At 56.6% G+C, this 16,405-nt stretch carries 12 protein-coding genes; 6 read left to right on the forward strand and 6 right to left on the reverse strand.

What is annotated here, in order from left to right; genetic code table 11:
* Positions 1 to 114 precede the first annotated feature (114 nt).
* The 6 genes from AD669_RS11850 to AD669_RS11875 form a co-directional block, all read right to left on the reverse strand.
* Entirely contained in the window at positions 115 to 1,425 is a 1,311-nt protein-coding gene (locus AD669_RS11850; protein ID WP_053119888.1) for a sugar ABC transporter substrate-binding protein, read from the reverse strand.
* 332 nt (positions 1,426 to 1,757) lie between these two features.
* Complete coding sequence (locus tag AD669_RS11855; protein WP_053119890.1) at positions 1,758 to 2,663, reverse strand: AraC family transcriptional regulator; 906 nt, start codon at positions 2,661 to 2,663, stop codon at positions 1,758 to 1,760.
* Positions 2,664 to 2,730: 67 nt separating this feature from the next.
* Complete coding sequence (locus AD669_RS11860; RefSeq protein WP_053119892.1) at positions 2,731 to 3,624, reverse strand: phospholipase; 894 nt, start codon at positions 3,622 to 3,624, stop codon at positions 2,731 to 2,733.
* 193 nt (positions 3,625 to 3,817) lie between these two features.
* Positions 3,818 to 4,666, reverse strand: a complete 849-nt coding sequence (locus tag AD669_RS11865; RefSeq protein WP_053119894.1) for a phospholipase — start codon at positions 4,664 to 4,666, stop codon at positions 3,818 to 3,820.
* A gap of 140 nt (positions 4,667 to 4,806) precedes the next feature.
* The gene (locus AD669_RS11870; RefSeq protein ID WP_053119896.1) at positions 4,807 to 6,096 is read right to left on the reverse strand and encodes a glycosyltransferase; all 1,290 of its coding nucleotides are present in this window, start codon (positions 6,094 to 6,096) and stop codon (positions 4,807 to 4,809) included.
* A 68-nt stretch (positions 6,097 to 6,164) separates the two neighbouring features.
* A complete protein-coding gene (locus tag AD669_RS11875) occupies positions 6,165 to 6,533 on the reverse strand; it encodes a response regulator (protein ID WP_053119898.1) in 369 nt (122 codons plus the stop codon).
* A 251-nt stretch (positions 6,534 to 6,784) separates the two neighbouring features.
* Here AD669_RS11875 and AD669_RS11880 point away from each other — a divergent pair, with 251 nt between their 5' ends.
* The 6 genes from AD669_RS11880 (at position 6,785) to AD669_RS11905 (ending at position 16,318) form a co-directional block, all read left to right on the forward strand.
* A complete protein-coding gene (locus tag AD669_RS11880; protein ID WP_053119900.1) occupies positions 6,785 to 10,276 on the forward strand; it encodes a response regulator in 3,492 nt (1,163 codons plus the stop codon).
* The gene (locus AD669_RS11885) at positions 10,276 to 11,109 is read left to right on the forward strand and encodes a protein-glutamate O-methyltransferase CheR (protein ID WP_053119903.1); all 834 of its coding nucleotides are present in this window, start codon (positions 10,276 to 10,278) and stop codon (positions 11,107 to 11,109) included. Before AD669_RS11880 ends, AD669_RS11885 begins: the two co-directional genes overlap by 1 nt.
* Positions 11,106 to 11,699 carry a chemotaxis protein CheB gene (locus tag AD669_RS11890; protein WP_053119905.1) on the forward strand — a complete coding sequence of 198 codons (594 nt, stop codon included), beginning with the start codon at positions 11,106 to 11,108 and terminating at the stop codon, positions 11,697 to 11,699. The genes AD669_RS11885 and AD669_RS11890 overlap by 4 nt, the downstream gene beginning before the upstream one ends.
* The gene (locus AD669_RS11895) at positions 11,693 to 12,907 is read left to right on the forward strand and encodes a hybrid sensor histidine kinase/response regulator (RefSeq protein WP_053119907.1); all 1,215 of its coding nucleotides are present in this window, start codon (positions 11,693 to 11,695) and stop codon (positions 12,905 to 12,907) included. Before AD669_RS11890 ends, AD669_RS11895 begins: the two co-directional genes overlap by 7 nt.
* A gap of 44 nt (positions 12,908 to 12,951) precedes the next feature.
* A complete protein-coding gene (locus AD669_RS11900; RefSeq protein WP_053119909.1) occupies positions 12,952 to 13,329 on the forward strand; it encodes a response regulator in 378 nt (125 codons plus the stop codon).
* Between the two features lie 118 nt (positions 13,330 to 13,447).
* Positions 13,448 to 16,318: an RHS repeat domain-containing protein gene (locus AD669_RS11905; protein WP_256218849.1), complete on the forward strand. Its 2,871-nt coding sequence runs from the start codon at positions 13,448 to 13,450 to the stop codon at positions 16,316 to 16,318.
* The last annotated feature ends 87 nt before the right edge of the window (positions 16,319 to 16,405 follow it).

The following is a 16,405-nucleotide window of genomic DNA, read 5'->3' on the forward strand; positions in this document are numbered from 1 at the left end:
ATTGGGTGCACTTGTAGGAGCAAAGCTTGCTCGCGAACGGCTACAACTCGGCTTGTCTGCTACACCGCAGCGCGGCATTCGCGGGCAAGCCTTGCTCCTACGGGAAGGCGGGAACTATTTTGGATAACCGGCGCGCTTCATCTCGCGTTCAGTGGATTGCTGCGCGGCAGCGAGGGCTTGATCCACCGTGGTCTGGCCGATCAGCGCTGCCGAGAACAGCTTGCCGACCTGGGTGCCCACCGCCTGGAACTCAGGAATGGTCACCAGTTGAATGCCGATGTACGGCACCGGTTTCAGCGTCGGTTTGCTCGGATCGACAGCCTTCAGCGATTCCAGCGTGATCTTGGCGAACGGCGCGGCGTTCATGTACGCATCGCTGTAGGTCGAGGCGCGAGTACCCGGTGGAACGTTGGCGATGCCATCGGTCTTGGCGACCAGTTCGCCGTACTCTTTGGACGTCGCCCAGGCGCTGAATTCTTTCGCGGCGTCTTTCGCCTTGGAACTGGTCGGAATTGCCAGTGCCCACGAATACAGCCACGCCGAGCCTTTATCAGTCACCTGATGCGGGGCGAAAGTGAAGCCGACATGATCAGCCACTTTGCTTTGAGTCTTGTCGGTCACGAACGAGCCGGCGACGCTGGCATCAACCCAGATCGCGCACTTGCCGCTGTTGAACAGGGCGAGGTTTTCGTTGAAACCATTACTTGTAGCGCCCGGCGGGCCGGACTTCTTCATGGTGTCGACGTAGAAGTTCAGCGCGTTTTTCCATTCGGGGCCGTTGAATTCCGGCTGCCACTTCTCATCAAACCAGCGCGCGCCGTAAGCGTTGGCGACGGTGCTGATCAGCGCCATGTTCTCGCCCCAACCGGCCTTGCCGCGCAGGCAGATGCCGTACTGCTCTTTATCCTTGTTGGTGAGTTTTTCCGCGAAGCCGGCGATCTCTTCCCAGGTCGGCCGCTCCGGCATGGTCAGCCCGGCGTCCTTGAACAGATCGGTGCGGTAATAGGTGATCGAGCTTTCGGCGTAGAACGGCAGGGCGTACAGCGAACCCTTGACCGACAAACCTTCACGCACTGACGGGAACACATCGTCGAGGGCGTAACTGGCCGGCAGATCTTTCATCGGCTCCAGCCAGCCTTTTGCGCCCCACAGTGCAGCTTCGTACATGCCGATGGTGAGCACGTCGAACTGGCCGCCCTGGGTGGCGATGTCGGTGGTCAGGCGTTGACGCAAGACGTTTTCTTCGAGCACCACCCAATTGAGCTTGATGTCCGGATGCTCGGTCTCGAAGGTCTTCGAGAGTTTTTGCATGCGGATCATGTCGCTGTTGTTGACGGTGGCGATGGTCAGGGTCTGGGCGCCAAGGCTGACGCTGCTGAGGGTCATGCAGGTGAGGGCAAGCAGAGCTTTTGCAGTGGGTTGCATCGTGCACTCCTTTTCTGCGCCCGGCGGGGGCAGAAGGACAGTTATTGTTTTTGTGTCTTCCGACTGCAGGAAGAATGTGCACTGATTACAGCCTTCAATGGCCGGGCTGACAAATCATCCCTAGCACTGGAATCGATACTTTTTTGCACTGGGGTTTGAAGGGGTAAACGCAGGGAAGGGGTTTTCAGCGGTGCGGCTCGATCGGATGTGTACAGGTTTAACCAGGAACTGTAGGAGTGAGCCTGCTCGCGATAGCGGTGTGTCAGTCACTTATATCTTTGCTGATAATCCGCAATCGCGAACAGGCTCACTCCTACAAGGGAATGTTGGTGTCAGCCGTGGTTTTGTTCGGTCAGGCGCTGTACCGCCAGGCGGCGATAGTGCGACGGCGTCATGCCTTTGAGTTGCTGAAAACGCCGATTGAAGTTGGAGATATTGTTGAACCCCGACTCGAAACACACCTCCGTCACCGGTTTATCGCCATCGGCCAGCAACTCGCACGATTTACTGATGCGCAGTCGATTGACGAACTCAATGAAATTGCGCCCCGTGGCTTGCTTGAACACCCGGCTGAAGTAGGTCGGTTTCATGCCCAGATGCTCGGCGACTTCTTCCAGCGTTATCTCACGGGCGTAGTGCGTGAAGATGTAATCGACTGCGCGGTTGGTGCGATCAATGTTGTGCTCGTCAGCCAGTTGCGGGGTCGTCGCGCCGGACAGCAACTGAAAGTCATCACTGGCGGCCAGCAGCTCCATCAGAATGAAAAAATGCCCGAGCCGCGTGATGCCTTTGGTGTCAGCGATTCGTTGCATCAATGTCATGGCTTGACGAATGGTGCGTTTGCAGCGGAATTCGATGCCGTACTGCGCACGCTCCAGCAACGGCGCCAGAGTTTTCAGCTCGGCGAAAATCTGATTGCCGCTTTCGAACAGGTCGTCTGTGAAATTGACCAGCATGTCGCGCTTCTCCACGACTTCATCCTCCGCGACCTGGCTGATCCAGTTGTGCGGCAGATTCGGGCCGGTGAGAAAAAGCGTCTCCGGGTAGAAGTTACCAATGTAATCGCCAATGAATACCTTGCCCGAGCTGGCGACGATCAGGTGCAGTTCGTATTCCTTGTGAAAATGCCAACGCACCAATGGGCAAGGGAAACCGTGCTGGCGGTAAATGATGGACAACCCGTTGTGGTCATCCATCAACTCGTAAGAGGGGTCGGTCACTCGGGCTGTTCGGGACATGGCTGGGCGCTTTTTTTGTTATCGCACGCCAATCATGCCCCTTTCTGCCCGGGTTCTACTACCCGTGTCATGGATTTGCCTGGATTCTGGAATGCAGTGCCTCGCCGTAAACCGCTTTCATGCTGGTGGCGCTCCAGCACAGGCGGACGATGTCTGACTCCTCGAAAAAATCAGTGCTGATGATGCTGCAACGGGTGACCCAGTCGCGCGTGGTGTCAAACCAGTCGTTGATGTGGTTCTTGATGCGCTGCGGGCCGCCGAGCACCGAATAGCTGGTCGCCGATAGCGACCAGAGTGACAAGGGATAGGGTGCGCCTTCCAGCGACGTGCGGATGTGGGTTTGCAGATCCGTGGTATCGGTGAAGCGTTTGCCGCTCCATTTGTGTTTGATCCGGAACCAGAAGTAGTCCTCGTCCAGCTCACGTTTGGCGGGTGCCGCCATGATGATGCGGCGTTGCGTGCTGTTGCGTTTCAACTGGTCAATGGTTAGCAGGCTGTCCGAGGGCGATATGGCGCGCGAGCCGAGGCGCGCCATGATCAGGTCATTGAAGCGCTGGAAATCGAACGGCTTTTCAGCGTCGCCCAACTCATGAAAATCGAGCACGATGAATTCATCGCGATTCCGATCAAGGAACGTGGTGAGCGCCGTCATCAGTTCATCGAGGGTGCGACCGGATGAATAGCCGTTGTGGTGGCAGTAGAACTGCGGCTGTTGCCAGTGAGCGGTGTAGCCGAGGCGAAGGTCAAACGCTCTCGCGCCATTGGCCAATTGCCAGGCAAAGGAATCGTTCTGGCAGGTTGTCCAGTTGCCGAATACGCTGTCGTAATCGGGGGCTTTGCGATCCATGCCGCTGTTATGTGTGCCGGGCCAGACGATATCGGTCAACCTCAGCCGCCCGATATCCAGTACGTTGCCCATCCAGGTGTTTTTGTCGAGTACGCCTGTTGCAATGCTGTTCATGAGCCATCCTTGTCGTTGTTATCACACCATTCCATGGCGCAATACATTCATGATGCGGATGTGACGGTGTTGCACATCCGCCGTTTCCCGGTGGTTACCGGATTTCATGAACCAGCTTAGAGCCTGTCAGTACTTTTGCCAGTGTTTGACATATCTGCACAAATATAGCGATCTAATATTACTCGGCTAGCGCTCAACGTCCCTTGAGCAGATTGACGACTCGGCAGAAGTTAACGATCTGTGATTCTTCAATGAAGTCGACATTAATGATGTTGCACTTTCGCGCCCAGTCACTTTTTTGCGGGTCAAACATTAAATCCAGGTCTTTGTGTATATCAACAGGGCCGCCCGTACCGCTGTAACAGGTGGCGGAAAGTGTCCAGTTATTGTAATCGCCAAGCGGATTGCTCATCACGTCAGTGATGAAATTGCGTAGGTCACTGACATTCGGGGTGGACAGCCCAGACCATTTACTTTGCACTTCGTCATGAAACAGGCTGGCGTCGAGCTCGCTGTATCGAGGCGCACAGACCAGCACACGTTGCAGCGGGCTGATTCTCTTCAGATCGCCAAGCGTGAGGTGCTTGTTACGGGCAGGAATCATGCGCGGCCCCAGCGCTTGCACGATCAGTCTGTTGAACAAGGCGAAATCAAACGCGCCTTTGCCATTTTTGAAGTTTTTGAAGTCGAGAATAATAAACTCGTCAGGATTGACGGACAGAAAGTCCCAGACATCTACGACGAGGTTTTCCAGGGTGCGCGACGACAGATATTCGTTATGGTGAAAGCGGAAACGATCAAATCCCTCCTTGGCCCCGGCGTCGTAACACAAGCGCACATCCAGCGCCCGGGAACCGTGATTCAGCTGGCTGGCGAAAGACTGGTGCTGACAGGCAAGCCAGTGTTTTCCCGGTATCAGTGCATAGGATGCTTGCCAGTCACAACCGGCGTTGTGAGTACCGGGTAGCGTCAACTCGCTAAGCGTGAGTCGATCAACTTCTCGTGTTGCAGTCATCCAGTTTTTGTTTGGGTAATTGTCCATGTGTTTGCGTCCCTGCATCGGTGGGTTGTTTAAGTCGCACATTAATGCTGGTTGCATTAGTGCGAAAAGTGCAGGGTTTTTATAAGGCTTGGCGCAGGCTGCGCCAAGCGTCGGAGTAATGCGAAGTGTGTGAGTTGCGGTTATTTCGAGTTCTTTGCTTCAATCCACTGCGACATGTATTGAGTGCTCTTGTGCAAGTGATGGCGCAACATGCTGCCAGTGAAATTGTTGGTTCTAAGTTGCGATAAGTTGTTTGTGCAATGCAGTAATTTGTTGATCAGTGCCGGGCCGTGAACAGCGTGTTGATAACGATCCGCTAATAATAAGTATCCCGCCGATTGCGCCTTTTGCCAGTGCGCCTCATCGCGGTATAGCCGAACCGCTTCCTCCGCCAGTGCTTGCGCCGAAACACTGACCGCCCCTGGCCACGAATGATCGCCGTGCATGGCTTCCGCTCCAATCGGCGTGGTTACGCTTGGCGTACCACAGAGCATTGCATCTCCCAGTTTGCCCTTGATCCCGGCGCCGAAACGCAGCGGCGCCAGGCATACGCGGGCCTCGGACATTACTTGCAACGCATCCTCTGCCCAGTTCATCACATGAAAGCCTTGCGCAGGATTGTGCAGCGCCGTGGCTTTCGGCGGCGTGTAGGCACCATAAAGGTGTAGTTGCGCCTTGGGCAATTGCGCGCGGATCAAGGGCCAGACGGTCGACTTCATCCAGAGCACCGCGTCCCAGTTGGGCGCGTGACGGAAGTTGCCAATGCTCAGGAAGTGTTCGCGATCATCGAAAGTCCGAGGTGTGGCAGTCGGCGGATCGATCATCAGCGGACACCAGTGCAGCAAATCTGCCGGCAAGCCGAACTGGTCTTGCAGCAGCTGGATCTCCACTTCGGAGATCATCAGGTTCAGGTCGCAGCGATACAGCGAGGCGATTTCCCGTTTGGCCAGATCGGTGTTGGCCATCAGATCAAACTCTTCGCGCAGCGCCGGCGCGAACAGTTCGCTGAAGTCGTTTTCGTCGGCGCTGGCCTTCAGGCGATCTTTAAGACGCTGATGACGGGCATGCCGCAGGCTTTGTAGGTCGGAGGTCTCGAGTACGCGCAAGGCATCAGGGCAGTGCTTTTCAACACGCCAGCCGAACTGCTCTTCCATCATGAACTGGTCAAACAGGACGATATCCGGCGCGAGCTCAGTAATAAAGGTATCGAATGTGCTGCTGTTCAGCTCGATAGGCACTTCGCGAATGCCCAGTTCGGCCAGATCAGCCTTGTGCTCGCCAGGGCCGGCAGGGCTGCTGAAGGTGATCTCCCAACCTTGCTGCAAAAACGTTTCAAGGATTTGCATGACGTGCCCACTGGCAGCCGAAGAGCGTGGTTCCGGCCAGACGTAGCCAATAACCAGGACTTTGGTGGGGTGGGGCTGGTGCATGCGGGTATTTCCTTGAGGCGGGCTGTGGCCAAAAACGGGGCGCAATTAAACCACAGCCAGCCCGGGTCTTAGTTGCCCGGGTTGAGGACAGCCTTGACCTTGTCGCGCAGTTGATCGATCGAGAAGGGTTTGCCGATCACGTGCATGTCCGCCGGAACCTCGATGGTTTCGGCGTAGCCGCTGGCGAACAGGATCGGCAGAGAAGGGCGCAGTTTGCGCGCTTCAGTGGCCAGTTGCTTGCCGTCCATGCCGGGCAAACCAACGTCGGTCATCATCAGATCAATGTGCTGACCGCTATCCCCGAGTTTCTCCAGCGCCTGCTCGCTGCCGTCCGCCTCGAGCACACTGAATTCCAGTTCCTCCAACACATCGACGATGAGCATACGCACGATGTCGTCGTCTTCTACGACAAGGATGGTGGCGGAGGTGGCGGGCATAATAAAGGCTCTCAAGGGGTGAGTTCGGGGGCGCCGGTCGATCAAAAATGCCGGGCTCTTGCATGAGTAAGTGGCGCGTAGCCACAAGTTCCCGAACGGATACAAAAAAGAATAGCGGCAAGGATACCGGTTGGTCGCTGTGAAGCGCTGACAAATGTAGAAAAATGCGCCAGAAACGATGAGAAAAATGGATCCATGCCGGGGTTTTGGGGCAAACTCTCGGGTTTTCAACAGTTCGACAAGGCTGCCCCATGTCCACTCCGTCTTCGGTTGATGAGCAACGGTTTCGCAAACTTCTGAGCCGCAACATCGGTCTGCCGCTGGGCGTCGGTGTGCTCAGTGCCGTGTTTTTCGTGTCGCTGATCACTTATTTGCTGTCGGTCATCCAGTGGGTGGAACACACCGACCGGGTGATCAATAACGCCAACGAAGCGGTGAAACTCACCGTTGACCTGGAAACCGGCATGCGCGGCTTCCTGCTCAGCGGTGACGAGCATTTCCTTGATCCGTACGAGACGGCCAAGCCGCGCATCGCCGTGGCGCTTAAAACCCTGACCGAACTGACCATCGACAACCCGGTGCAAACCGATCGTTTGCGTCGCCTTGAGGCCTTGCAGACTGAATGGGCCAATTACGCGCAATCCATGATCGATCTGCAGCGATCCAGCGGCGATTATCGGGGCGCGGTGAAGGCTGGGCGGGGCAAGCGCCTGACCGACGAAATCCGTAAGCAATTCGAAGACGTGATTGAAACCGAGCAAGTCCTGCGCACTACGCGTAATGAGGACGTGCGCCGTACGACGATCTGGAGCATCAGCCTGTACCTGCTGTTTATCGCCGGTATCAGTGGTTTGCTGGCCTACATTGGCCGTCGTGACCTGATGACGTTGTCGGGAAACTACAGCGCCAATCTCGCCGCACAACAGGCCAGCGCCGAACGTCTGGAGCAGCAGGCATGGCTGCGCAACGGTCAGACCGAACTGGCCGAGCAAGTGCTGGGGCAACTGACGCTCAATCTGCTGGGCCGCAACATTCTGCAGTTCTGCGCGCAATACCTCGGTACCGCCGTAGCCGCTCTTTATGTCCGTGAAGAACACGGCGGGCTCAAACGCGTGGCCACTTACGGCTTCTCCCGCGAGCAGGAAGAACAGGATCAATCGATTTACAGCGGCGAAGGCATCGTCGGCCAAGTGGCACAAACGGCGCGCCTGATTCGTCTGGATTCAGTGCCGGTCGACTATTTCAAAGTCAGCTCCGGGCTGGGTGAGGGTTTGCCGCACAGTGTGCTGGTGGTTCCGACTAGCGATGATGATCGGGTCAATGGGGTGATCGAACTCGGTTTCCTGCGCCCGCTCAATGACCGCGACATCGAATTGCTGGAGTTGATCGCCGGCAACATTGGTACCTCCATCGAGGCCGCGCGTTACCGTCAGCGTTTGCAGGAAGTGCTGGCCGAGACCCAGCAGCTCAACGAAGAGTTGCAGGTGCAGCAGGAAGAGCTGAAAACCGCCAACGAAGAGTTGGAAGAACAATCGCGGATTCTCAAGGAATCCCAGGCGCATCTGGAAACCCAGCAAGTCGAGCTGGAGCAAACCAACGAGCAGCTCGCCGAACAGGCGCAGACCCTGGCCGAGCAGCGTGACGCCATGGATGAGAAGAACACCGCCCTCAATCAGGCGCAGGTACAGCTCGAAGAGCGCGCCGAAGAGTTGCAGCGTTCAAGCAAATACAAATCCGAATTCCTCGCCAACATGTCCCACGAACTGCGCACGCCGCTGAACAGTTCGTTGATCCTGGCCAAACTGCTGGCGGAAAACCCGCAGGACAATCTCAGCGCCGAACAGGTAAAGTTTGCCGAGTCGATCTATTCGGCCGGCAACGATCTGCTCAACCTGATCAACGACATTCTGGACATTTCCAAGGTCGAGGCCGGCAAGCTTGAAGTGATCCCGGAGAACACCAGTGTTGCGCGTCTGGCCGATGGCCTGCGTGGGGTGTTCGAGCCGATGGCCAAAGACAAACAGCTGACCTTCACCGTCGATTTGCAGCCGGGCACGCCAGGCATGATGTTCACCGACCGGCAGCGTCTGGAGCAGGTGATCAAAAACCTGCTGTCCAACGCCGTCAAGTTCACCGAGAAAGGCGCGGTCAGCCTGACCATTGCCGGCCAGCCGAATGACCAGATCGCGTTTGTTGTACGTGATTCGGGGATCGGCATCGCGGCGGATCAGCAGGAAAGCATTTTCGAAGCGTTCCGTCAGGCCGACGGCACCACCAACCGCAAGTACGGCGGCACCGGGTTGGGCCTGTCGATTTCCCGCGATCTGGCAACGTTGCTGGGCGGTTCGATCAGCGTCAGCAGCACGCCGGGGCAGGGCAGTGTGTTCACCCTGTTGCTGCCGCTGCAGTACAGCGAATCGGGCGAAATCTCGACTGCACCTTTAACGTTTACGCCGCCAGCGCCGACCGCGCCTGTACCTTTGGCGCCGATCGTCTCGCCATTGGCCCCGGTTCACATTCCGCGCTTCGCCGATGACCGCGATAAAGCTCCGTTCGCCACACGCTGCATTCTGGTGGTGGAAGACGAGCCGAATTTCGCCCATATCCTTTATGACCTGGCCCACGAGTTGGGCTATCAGTGCCTGGTTGCTCACGGCGCGGATGAAGGCTATGACCTGGCGAAAGAGTTTATTCCGGACGCCATCCTGCTCGACATGCGCCTGCCCGATCACTCGGGTCTCACTGTCCTGCAGCGTCTGAAAGAGCGCGCCGAAACCCGCCACATCCCGGTGCACGTGATTTCGGTCGAAGATCGCGTTGAAGCCGCGATGCACATGGGCGCCATCGGTTACGCGGTCAAACCGACCACCCGCGAAGAGCTGAAAGACGTGTTCGCGCGTCTCGAAGCGAAGCTGACGCAAAAGGTCAAACGCGTGCTGTTGGTTGAAGACGACGATTTGCAGCGCGAAAGCATCGCGCGATTGATTGGCGACGAGGACATCGAAATCACCGCCGTCGGTCTGGCGCAAGACGCCCTGGAGCGGCTGCGCGAGACGGTTTACGACTGCATGATCATCGACCTGAAGCTGCCAGACATGCTTGGCAACGATCTGCTCAAACGCATGGCCACTGAGGATATCTGCTCGTTCCCGCCGGTGATCGTTTACACCGGGCGCAACCTGACCCGCGATGAAGAGGCCGATCTGCGCAAGTATTCGCGCTCGATCATCATCAAGGGTGCGCGTTCGCCTGAGCGTTTGCTCGACGAGGTCACACTCTTTTTGCACAAAGTCGAATCGCAGTTGTCCCATGAACGGCAGAAGATGCTCAAGACCGCGCGCAGCCGCGACAAGGTCTTCGAGGGTCGCAAGATCCTGCTGGTGGACGACGATGTACGCAACATTTTCGCCCTGACCAGTGCTCTGGAAACAAAAGGCGCAGTCGTGGTGATCGGCCGTAATGGCCGTGAAGCGATTGAAAAACTGAATGAAGTCGAGGACATCGATCTGGTGTTGATGGACGTGATGATGCCGGAAATGGATGGTTTCGAAGCCACCATTGAAATCCGCAAGGATCCGCGCTGGCGCAAGCTGCCAATCATTGCAGTGACGGCCAAGGCCATGAAGGACGATCAGGAGCGCTGCCTGCAAGCGGGTTCCAACGATTATCTGGCCAAGCCCATTGACCTGGATCGCCTGTTCTCGCTGATTCGTGTGTGGTTACCGAAGATGGAACGTATTTAGTGGAAGGCAGCAGTCCAGCCGAACGAAACAGCGAAATCGAATTACGTTTGCTGATTGAGGCGATCTACCTCAAGTACAGCTACGATTTTCGCGATTACTCGGGCGCTTCGATCAAGCGCCGGGTGCAGCACGCGTTGAGCCAGTTCGAGTGCGCGACCATTTCGGCGTTGCAGGAAAAGGTGCTGCACGACCCAACCGCGTTCATGCAGTTGCTGCAACTGCTGACGATCCCGGTCAGCGAGATGTTTCGTGATCCTTCGCACTTCCTCGCGATTCGCAAGGAAGTAGTGCCGTTGCTGCGCACCTATCCGTCGATCAAAATCTGGATCGCCGGCTGCAGCACGGGTGAGGAGGTCTATTCGATGGCGATACTGCTGCGCGAAGAAGGCCTGCTCGATCGCACGATCATTTACGCCACGGACATCAATCCGCGCTCGCTGGACAAGGCCAAGCAGGGCATCTTCTCGATGGAGAACGTCCGTGCCTATACCGCCAACTACCAGCAGGCCGGCGGTCAGCGTTCATTTGCCGAGTACTACACTGCCGCGTATGGCTACGCGATATTCGACAAAACGCTGTGCGAGAACGTGACGTTTGCCGACCACAGCCTGGCGACCGACAGCGTGTTCTCCGAAACCCAACTGATTTCTTGCCGCAACGTGCTGATCTATTTCAACAAGAAGTTGCAGGATCGCGCCTTCGGGCTGTTCCATGAATCGCTGTGCCATCGTGGTTTTCTGGTGCTCGGCAGTAAAGAGACGCTGGATTTTTCCAGCTATGCCAATCAGTTCGAGCCGTTGGTCAAACAAGAACGGATTTACCGCAAAACATGAACGAGGCCGTGGCTTTACCTCGCGTCGAGGCGATTGTGGTCGGTGCTTCCGCCGGTGGCGTTGAGGCGTTGCTGAGCGTGCTCGGCCCACTGCGCAGCGGGTTTGTGCTGCCGATTATCGTTGTGCTGCACTTGCCCGAAGAGCGTCGCAGCCAATTGGCCGAAGTCTTCGCGCGGCGTCTGGACATGCCGGTGCACGAGGCGATCGACAAGCAGGACATTGCCGCCGGTACCGTGTATTTCGCCACGCCGGGCTATCACCTGTCGGTGGAGCAGGATCGCAGCCTGTCGCTGAGCCTTGAGGATCGTGTGCATTACTCGCGGCCTTCGATTGATTACCTGTTCGAGTCCGCCGCTGATGCCTACGGCTCAAAGCTGGCCGCTGTATTGCTGACCGGCGCCAATCACGACGGTGCGCGCGGGCTGGCGCAAGTCAAACGTCGCGGAGGCCTGACCATTGTCCAGGATCCGCAAGAGGCGCAAGTCGCCACCATGCCTCAGGCTGCGCTGAACATTCAGCAGCCCGATCATGTCCTAACCCTTAACGGCATCGGCCGTCTGCTTGTCGAGCTGGAACGAATCGCATGCTGAGTAATATTCAAGCCAAATTGCTGATCGTCGACGATCTGCCGGAAAACCTGCTGGCGCTCGAAGCCTTGATCAAACGCGAAGACCGCACCGTCTACAAGGCGTTGTCGGCGGACGAAGCGTTGTCGTTGCTGCTGCAGCACGAATTCGCCATGGCCATCCTCGACGTGCAGATGCCGGGGATGAACGGCTTCGAACTCGCCGAGTTGATGCGCGGCACCGAGAAAACCAAGAACATCCCGATTATCTTCGTCAGCGCCGCCGGTCGTGAATTGAACTACGCGTTCAAGGGTTACGAGAGCGGCGCGGTCGACTTCCTGCACAAGCCGCTGGATATCCATGCGGTGAAAAGCAAGGTCAACGTTTTCGTCGATCTGTACCGCCAGAGCAAGGCGATGAAACAGCAGGTCGAAGCGCTGGAGCAGGCCCGTCGGGAGCAGGAAGCGCTGTTGCAACAGTTGCAGAGCACTCAGTCGGAGCTGGAGCAGGCGGTGCGGATGCGCGATGACTTCATGTCAATCGTCGCCCACGAAGTGCGTACGCCGCTCAATGGCCTGATACTCGAAACGCAGCTGCGCAAGATGCACCTGGCACGGGACAACGCGTCGGCGTTCACCCTCGACAAGATGCACGCCATGGTCGATCGCGACGAGCGGCAGATCAAAAGCCTGATCCGCTTGATCGAAGACATGCTCGATGTTTCGCGCATTCGCACCGGCAAGTTGTCGATCCGGCCTAACCGTTTCGACTTGGTGCAGTTAGTCAGCAATCTGTTGCAGAACTTTGCGCAACAGATTGACGCGGCGGAAACCGAAGTATCGTTCACGGCGCCAGAGCCGGTCGAAGGTCACTGGGACGAGTTCCGTATCGAGCAAGTGGTGTCGAACCTGATCACCAATGCCTTGCGTTACGGTGGTCGCAGCCCGGTCAAGGTGCGTGTTTACCGCGAAGGCAATGAGGCGCGCATCGAAGTCGAGGACAATGGCATCGGCATCAGCGCCGAGAATCAGAAGCGAATTTTCCAACAGTTCGAACGGGTGTCCGCCAAGACGGTAGTCGCCGGGCTCGGACTGGGTCTGTTCATTTCCGAGCAGATCGTCGCCGCCCATGGCGGCTCCATCGTCGTCGAGAGTGAAATCAACGAGGGCGCCCTGTTTCGCGTTTGTCTGCCGATCGAGGAAAACGGCAAATCTGACGCAACCTCTGATTGACCGCACGGTCGTATCAGCAGCTATTGACCGAACAAAGGCTTCCCATGAGCGTAGATGCACAAGATGTAGTACTCGTCGTCGAGGACGAACCGGTTATCTTGATGGTCCTGACCGATTACCTGTCGGGCCAGGGTTACCGGGTGTTGCAAGCGGAAAGCGGCGAGCAGGCGTTCGAGATTCTGGCGAGCAAGCCGCATCTGGATGTCCTGATCACTGACTTCCGTCTGCCTGGCGGTATTTCCGGCGTGCAGATCGCCGAGCCAGCCGTCAAATTGCGACCGGATCTAAAAGTGATCTTCATCAGCGGTTACCCGCAGGAGATCCGCGAAACCGGCAGCCCGATCACGCGCAAGGCGCCGATTCTGGAAAAACCGTTTGATCTGGATGTCCTGCAGGAGAAAATTCAGGAGCTATTGGCCTGAAAACAGGGCAGTCGGCGGCGTACCTGTAATTTCTGACAGTTGACTTGACTGACGCCATTGCTCAATAACGACCTCGATATCCACGTCGGGGTCGTGCTCCATGCATCGAGAGACACCAGTGCTCAGCGCCATTGACCCTTGCGGTCGGTTGCTGCGCAAGGTCGCTTATCATCGGCGCGCTCCGACGGATCCGGCCGAGCCGCGCATTACCCATCAAATGTTTGACCCTGCCGGGCGTGTGTCGCGAATACGTGATCCGCGCCTTTTCTTGATGGCGGGGCGTCATTCTGAAGTCGCCAGTCAGCGCATGCTGTACAGCCTCTCGGGCACCCCGTTGTTATCTGACAATAACGATGCCGGCTTCCGACTGAATTTGCTTGCCGAAGCCGGGCACGCCGTCCATCACTGCGATCAGGAAGGTCACCAAAGGCGTCTGGTTTACGACGATTTTTTGCGACCCGAGCAAATTTTTGATCAGGCTCATTCCGAGGCAGAGTGCCGTACCGCTTGGTTCACTTACGCGGATGCCAGTCCGGCGTCTGCTGCCAGAAATTGTTGCGGCAAGGTGATTCGTCACGATGACGAGGCTGGAACGTTGCATTTCCGTGAATTTGGCGTGTCCGGAACAGTGCTTGAGCAGTCGCGGCGGTTTCTCAATTCACCGGAACGGCCTGACTGGCCAAGTGAAGAAAACGCACGGGATCTTTTGCTCGAACCGCAAAGCGCCACTTCGAAATCAGCGCTGAATGCTGTCGGCGAGCCAATTTGCCTTACGGATGCCAAGGGCAATGAGCAAATCCTGCGTCAGACGAAGGCCGGCGAGTTGTATGAAACCTGCTTGAAAATGGCGGGCTCGGGCAATCCGCTTACGCTGCTTCGCGATATCCAATACAGCGCCGCCGGTCAAATCGAACAGCAGACCAACGCCAATGCTTTGGTGACCATCTGTTGTTACGAACCGGCGGACGGCGGCTTGATCAGGCTGAGGACGCACGCTGCGAATACCACGCCCTTGCAGGATCTTCATTACCTCTACGATCCCGTTGGTAACCCCGTCAGAATCACTGATGCAGCCTTTGGCGTTCAGTACTTTCGCAACCAGTGCGTCGCCGCTACCAGCACCTATGGGTATGACACCTTGGGTCAATTGATCAGCGCAACCGGGCGACAAAAAATCAGTGCTCTCGGTGGCCCTCAGCTCCCTCAGTTTGTTTCACTGCCTGATGCGAACCAAATGGAAAACTACACACAGGATTTCCACTACGACGCGGGCGGCAACTTGCACACTTTGTTGCACCACGCCAACAGCGGTAGCCGTACCGAGCGTACCGCTGTGGCCGCACTTAATAACCGCAGCCTGCCTTTTGTAAATGATTTGCCACCGACTGAAGAGGTTATCGGTCAGAGCTACGACCGCAATGGCAACCTCAAGGCATTGCAACGTGGGCAAACGTTGTTTTGGGGGAAGCAAAACCAATTGCGTCGAGTGGATCAGGTCATCCGGGAGGAGGCCGCGAATGATGCCGAAATCTATGTCTATGACGGTACCGGGCAGCGCGTACGAAAGATCCGTAGCACAGTGACGTCCAAGCGCACCCTGACTCATGAAACGCGTTATCTGCCTGGACTGGAAATCCGCACAAGCCCCAAAGAAACGCTGCACGTAATCAGTGTCCAGGCTGGACGTTGCCGAGTTCAGGTTTTGCATTGGGAGCAGGTACGAAGCACAGACAATCCGCCGGATCAACATCGCTACAACCTGTTGGATCATTTGAGTTCCAGCACTCTGGAACTGGACGGTGACGGAGGGCTGATCAGTCAGGAGAGCTATTACCCTTACGGCGCAACGGCGTGGTGGGCGGGAGCGAACAGAATACAGGCCAGCTATAGAACCCTTCGTTACTCAGGCCAGGAGCGTGACGCAACGGGGCTTTATTACTTTGGTCGGCGTTACTACATTCCCTGGCGACAACGTTGGGCCAGTGCGGATCCGGTGGGTATCGAGGATGGTTTGAATCTGTACGGCATGGTCGCGGGTAATCCTGTGAGGTATGTCGATGTAAAGGGCTTGTCACGTTGGGATACGGTCAAAGCCGCGGCAGGCGCCGGGGCGCTTAATTTCACTTCCCAGTTTATTGGGGCAACTGTGGAGTATGGGCTTACTGTCGCGTTTGGCACCCTACCTCCGTACCAATGGCTGATAACCGGGGTCGGCGCAGCCTCCGCATTGGTTAATGGTGCGATAGTCGGGATGGCGGCGGCCAAGGATCAGGAAACAGAAGAAACCAGTTCGCTAAAGAAGTATATGGGGCGAACGGCTGGCGTGATTGTGGGTGCTGGAGCCTCGGTTCTGCCTGTTTTAGCGGGACACTTCTTGAATCCCGTTGTAAATGTGGATGCGCTCCTGGAGATTCCCAAACTGGCGGGTAACTTCAGTCTTGAATTCTCTTCTCAAATGTTTGACGGGCTACTTCCAGGCAACGCCTGGAAAGGGACACCTCCAATAAGGGCGAGATACTCCGAAAGAGCGGCAACTGTCTTGACGTTGGGAAGCTTCAGGCTCCTGGATGCCCAACTGTTCAATAATCCAACGTTGCTAAACGTGAATGGTGCTATTCAAAACGTACCTTTTTCAGCGGCCACAAGGGGAGCAATTGGCGTCGCGAATAGTCTGACGCGCAGCTATTTTTCTCAGGACTCCACCTATAAACCTGCCAAGGGAGGAGCACTTCAATTAACCCCTGTTAAATTGATCGGGGATACGGCTACACGTACTTTTGTTGATTTCCTGTCTCGAGTTGCGGATCGGCTACTGCCAAGTAGTGGGCTAGGCACGCTAGCACAGGGCGTTATCAGTTTTGTCGCAAAGGCCGTGCCTCTAGTCGCGCGCATGGCCTACAAAGGCAACATTAACTCGGGTCTGCAAAAATTACTGAAACGATCTGCACGGAGCGAAAGGGCGCCGGTAAGCTATGGAACCTTTGCCTGATGATCCAGGTTTAGCTGCTGCCAATAATCCAGGCACAGGTGTTTTGCGTCGGTACCTGACAGTTCTGACAGTTGACGTGGACGATGT

The sequence above is a fragment of the Pseudomonas sp. P1.31 genome (genome assembly GCF_001269815.1).
In the GTDB taxonomy this organism is placed as follows: Bacteria; Pseudomonadota; Gammaproteobacteria; order Pseudomonadales; family Pseudomonadaceae; genus Aquipseudomonas; species Aquipseudomonas rustica.

What these genes read in the sequence shown, in the direction of transcription:
- AD669_RS11850 (WP_053119888.1), bottom strand. Translation starts at nt 1,425, where the DNA reads ATGCAACCCACTGCAAAAGCTCTGCTTGCCCTCACCTGCATGACCCTC.
- AD669_RS11855 (WP_053119890.1), bottom strand. Translation starts at nt 2,663, where the DNA reads ATGTCCCGAACAGCCCGAGTGACCGACCCCTCTTACGAGTTGATGGAT.
- AD669_RS11860 (WP_053119892.1), bottom strand. Translation starts at nt 3,624, where the DNA reads ATGAACAGCATTGCAACAGGCGTACTCGACAAAAACACCTGGATGGGC.
- AD669_RS11865 (WP_053119894.1), bottom strand. Translation starts at nt 4,666, where the DNA reads ATGGACAATTACCCAAACAAAAACTGGATGACTGCAACACGAGAAGTT.
- AD669_RS11870 (WP_053119896.1), bottom strand. Translation starts at nt 6,096, where the DNA reads ATGCACCAGCCCCACCCCACCAAAGTCCTGGTTATTGGCTACGTCTGG.
- AD669_RS11875 (WP_053119898.1), bottom strand. Translation starts at nt 6,533, where the DNA reads ATGCCCGCCACCTCCGCCACCATCCTTGTCGTAGAAGACGACGACATC.
- AD669_RS11880 (WP_053119900.1), top strand. Translation starts at nt 6,785, where the DNA reads ATGTCCACTCCGTCTTCGGTTGATGAGCAACGGTTTCGCAAACTTCTG.
- AD669_RS11890 (WP_053119905.1), top strand. Translation starts at nt 11,106, where the DNA reads ATGAACGAGGCCGTGGCTTTACCTCGCGTCGAGGCGATTGTGGTCGGT.
- AD669_RS11895 (WP_053119907.1), top strand. Translation starts at nt 11,693, where the DNA reads ATGCTGAGTAATATTCAAGCCAAATTGCTGATCGTCGACGATCTGCCG.
- AD669_RS11900 (WP_053119909.1), top strand. Translation starts at nt 12,952, where the DNA reads ATGAGCGTAGATGCACAAGATGTAGTACTCGTCGTCGAGGACGAACCG.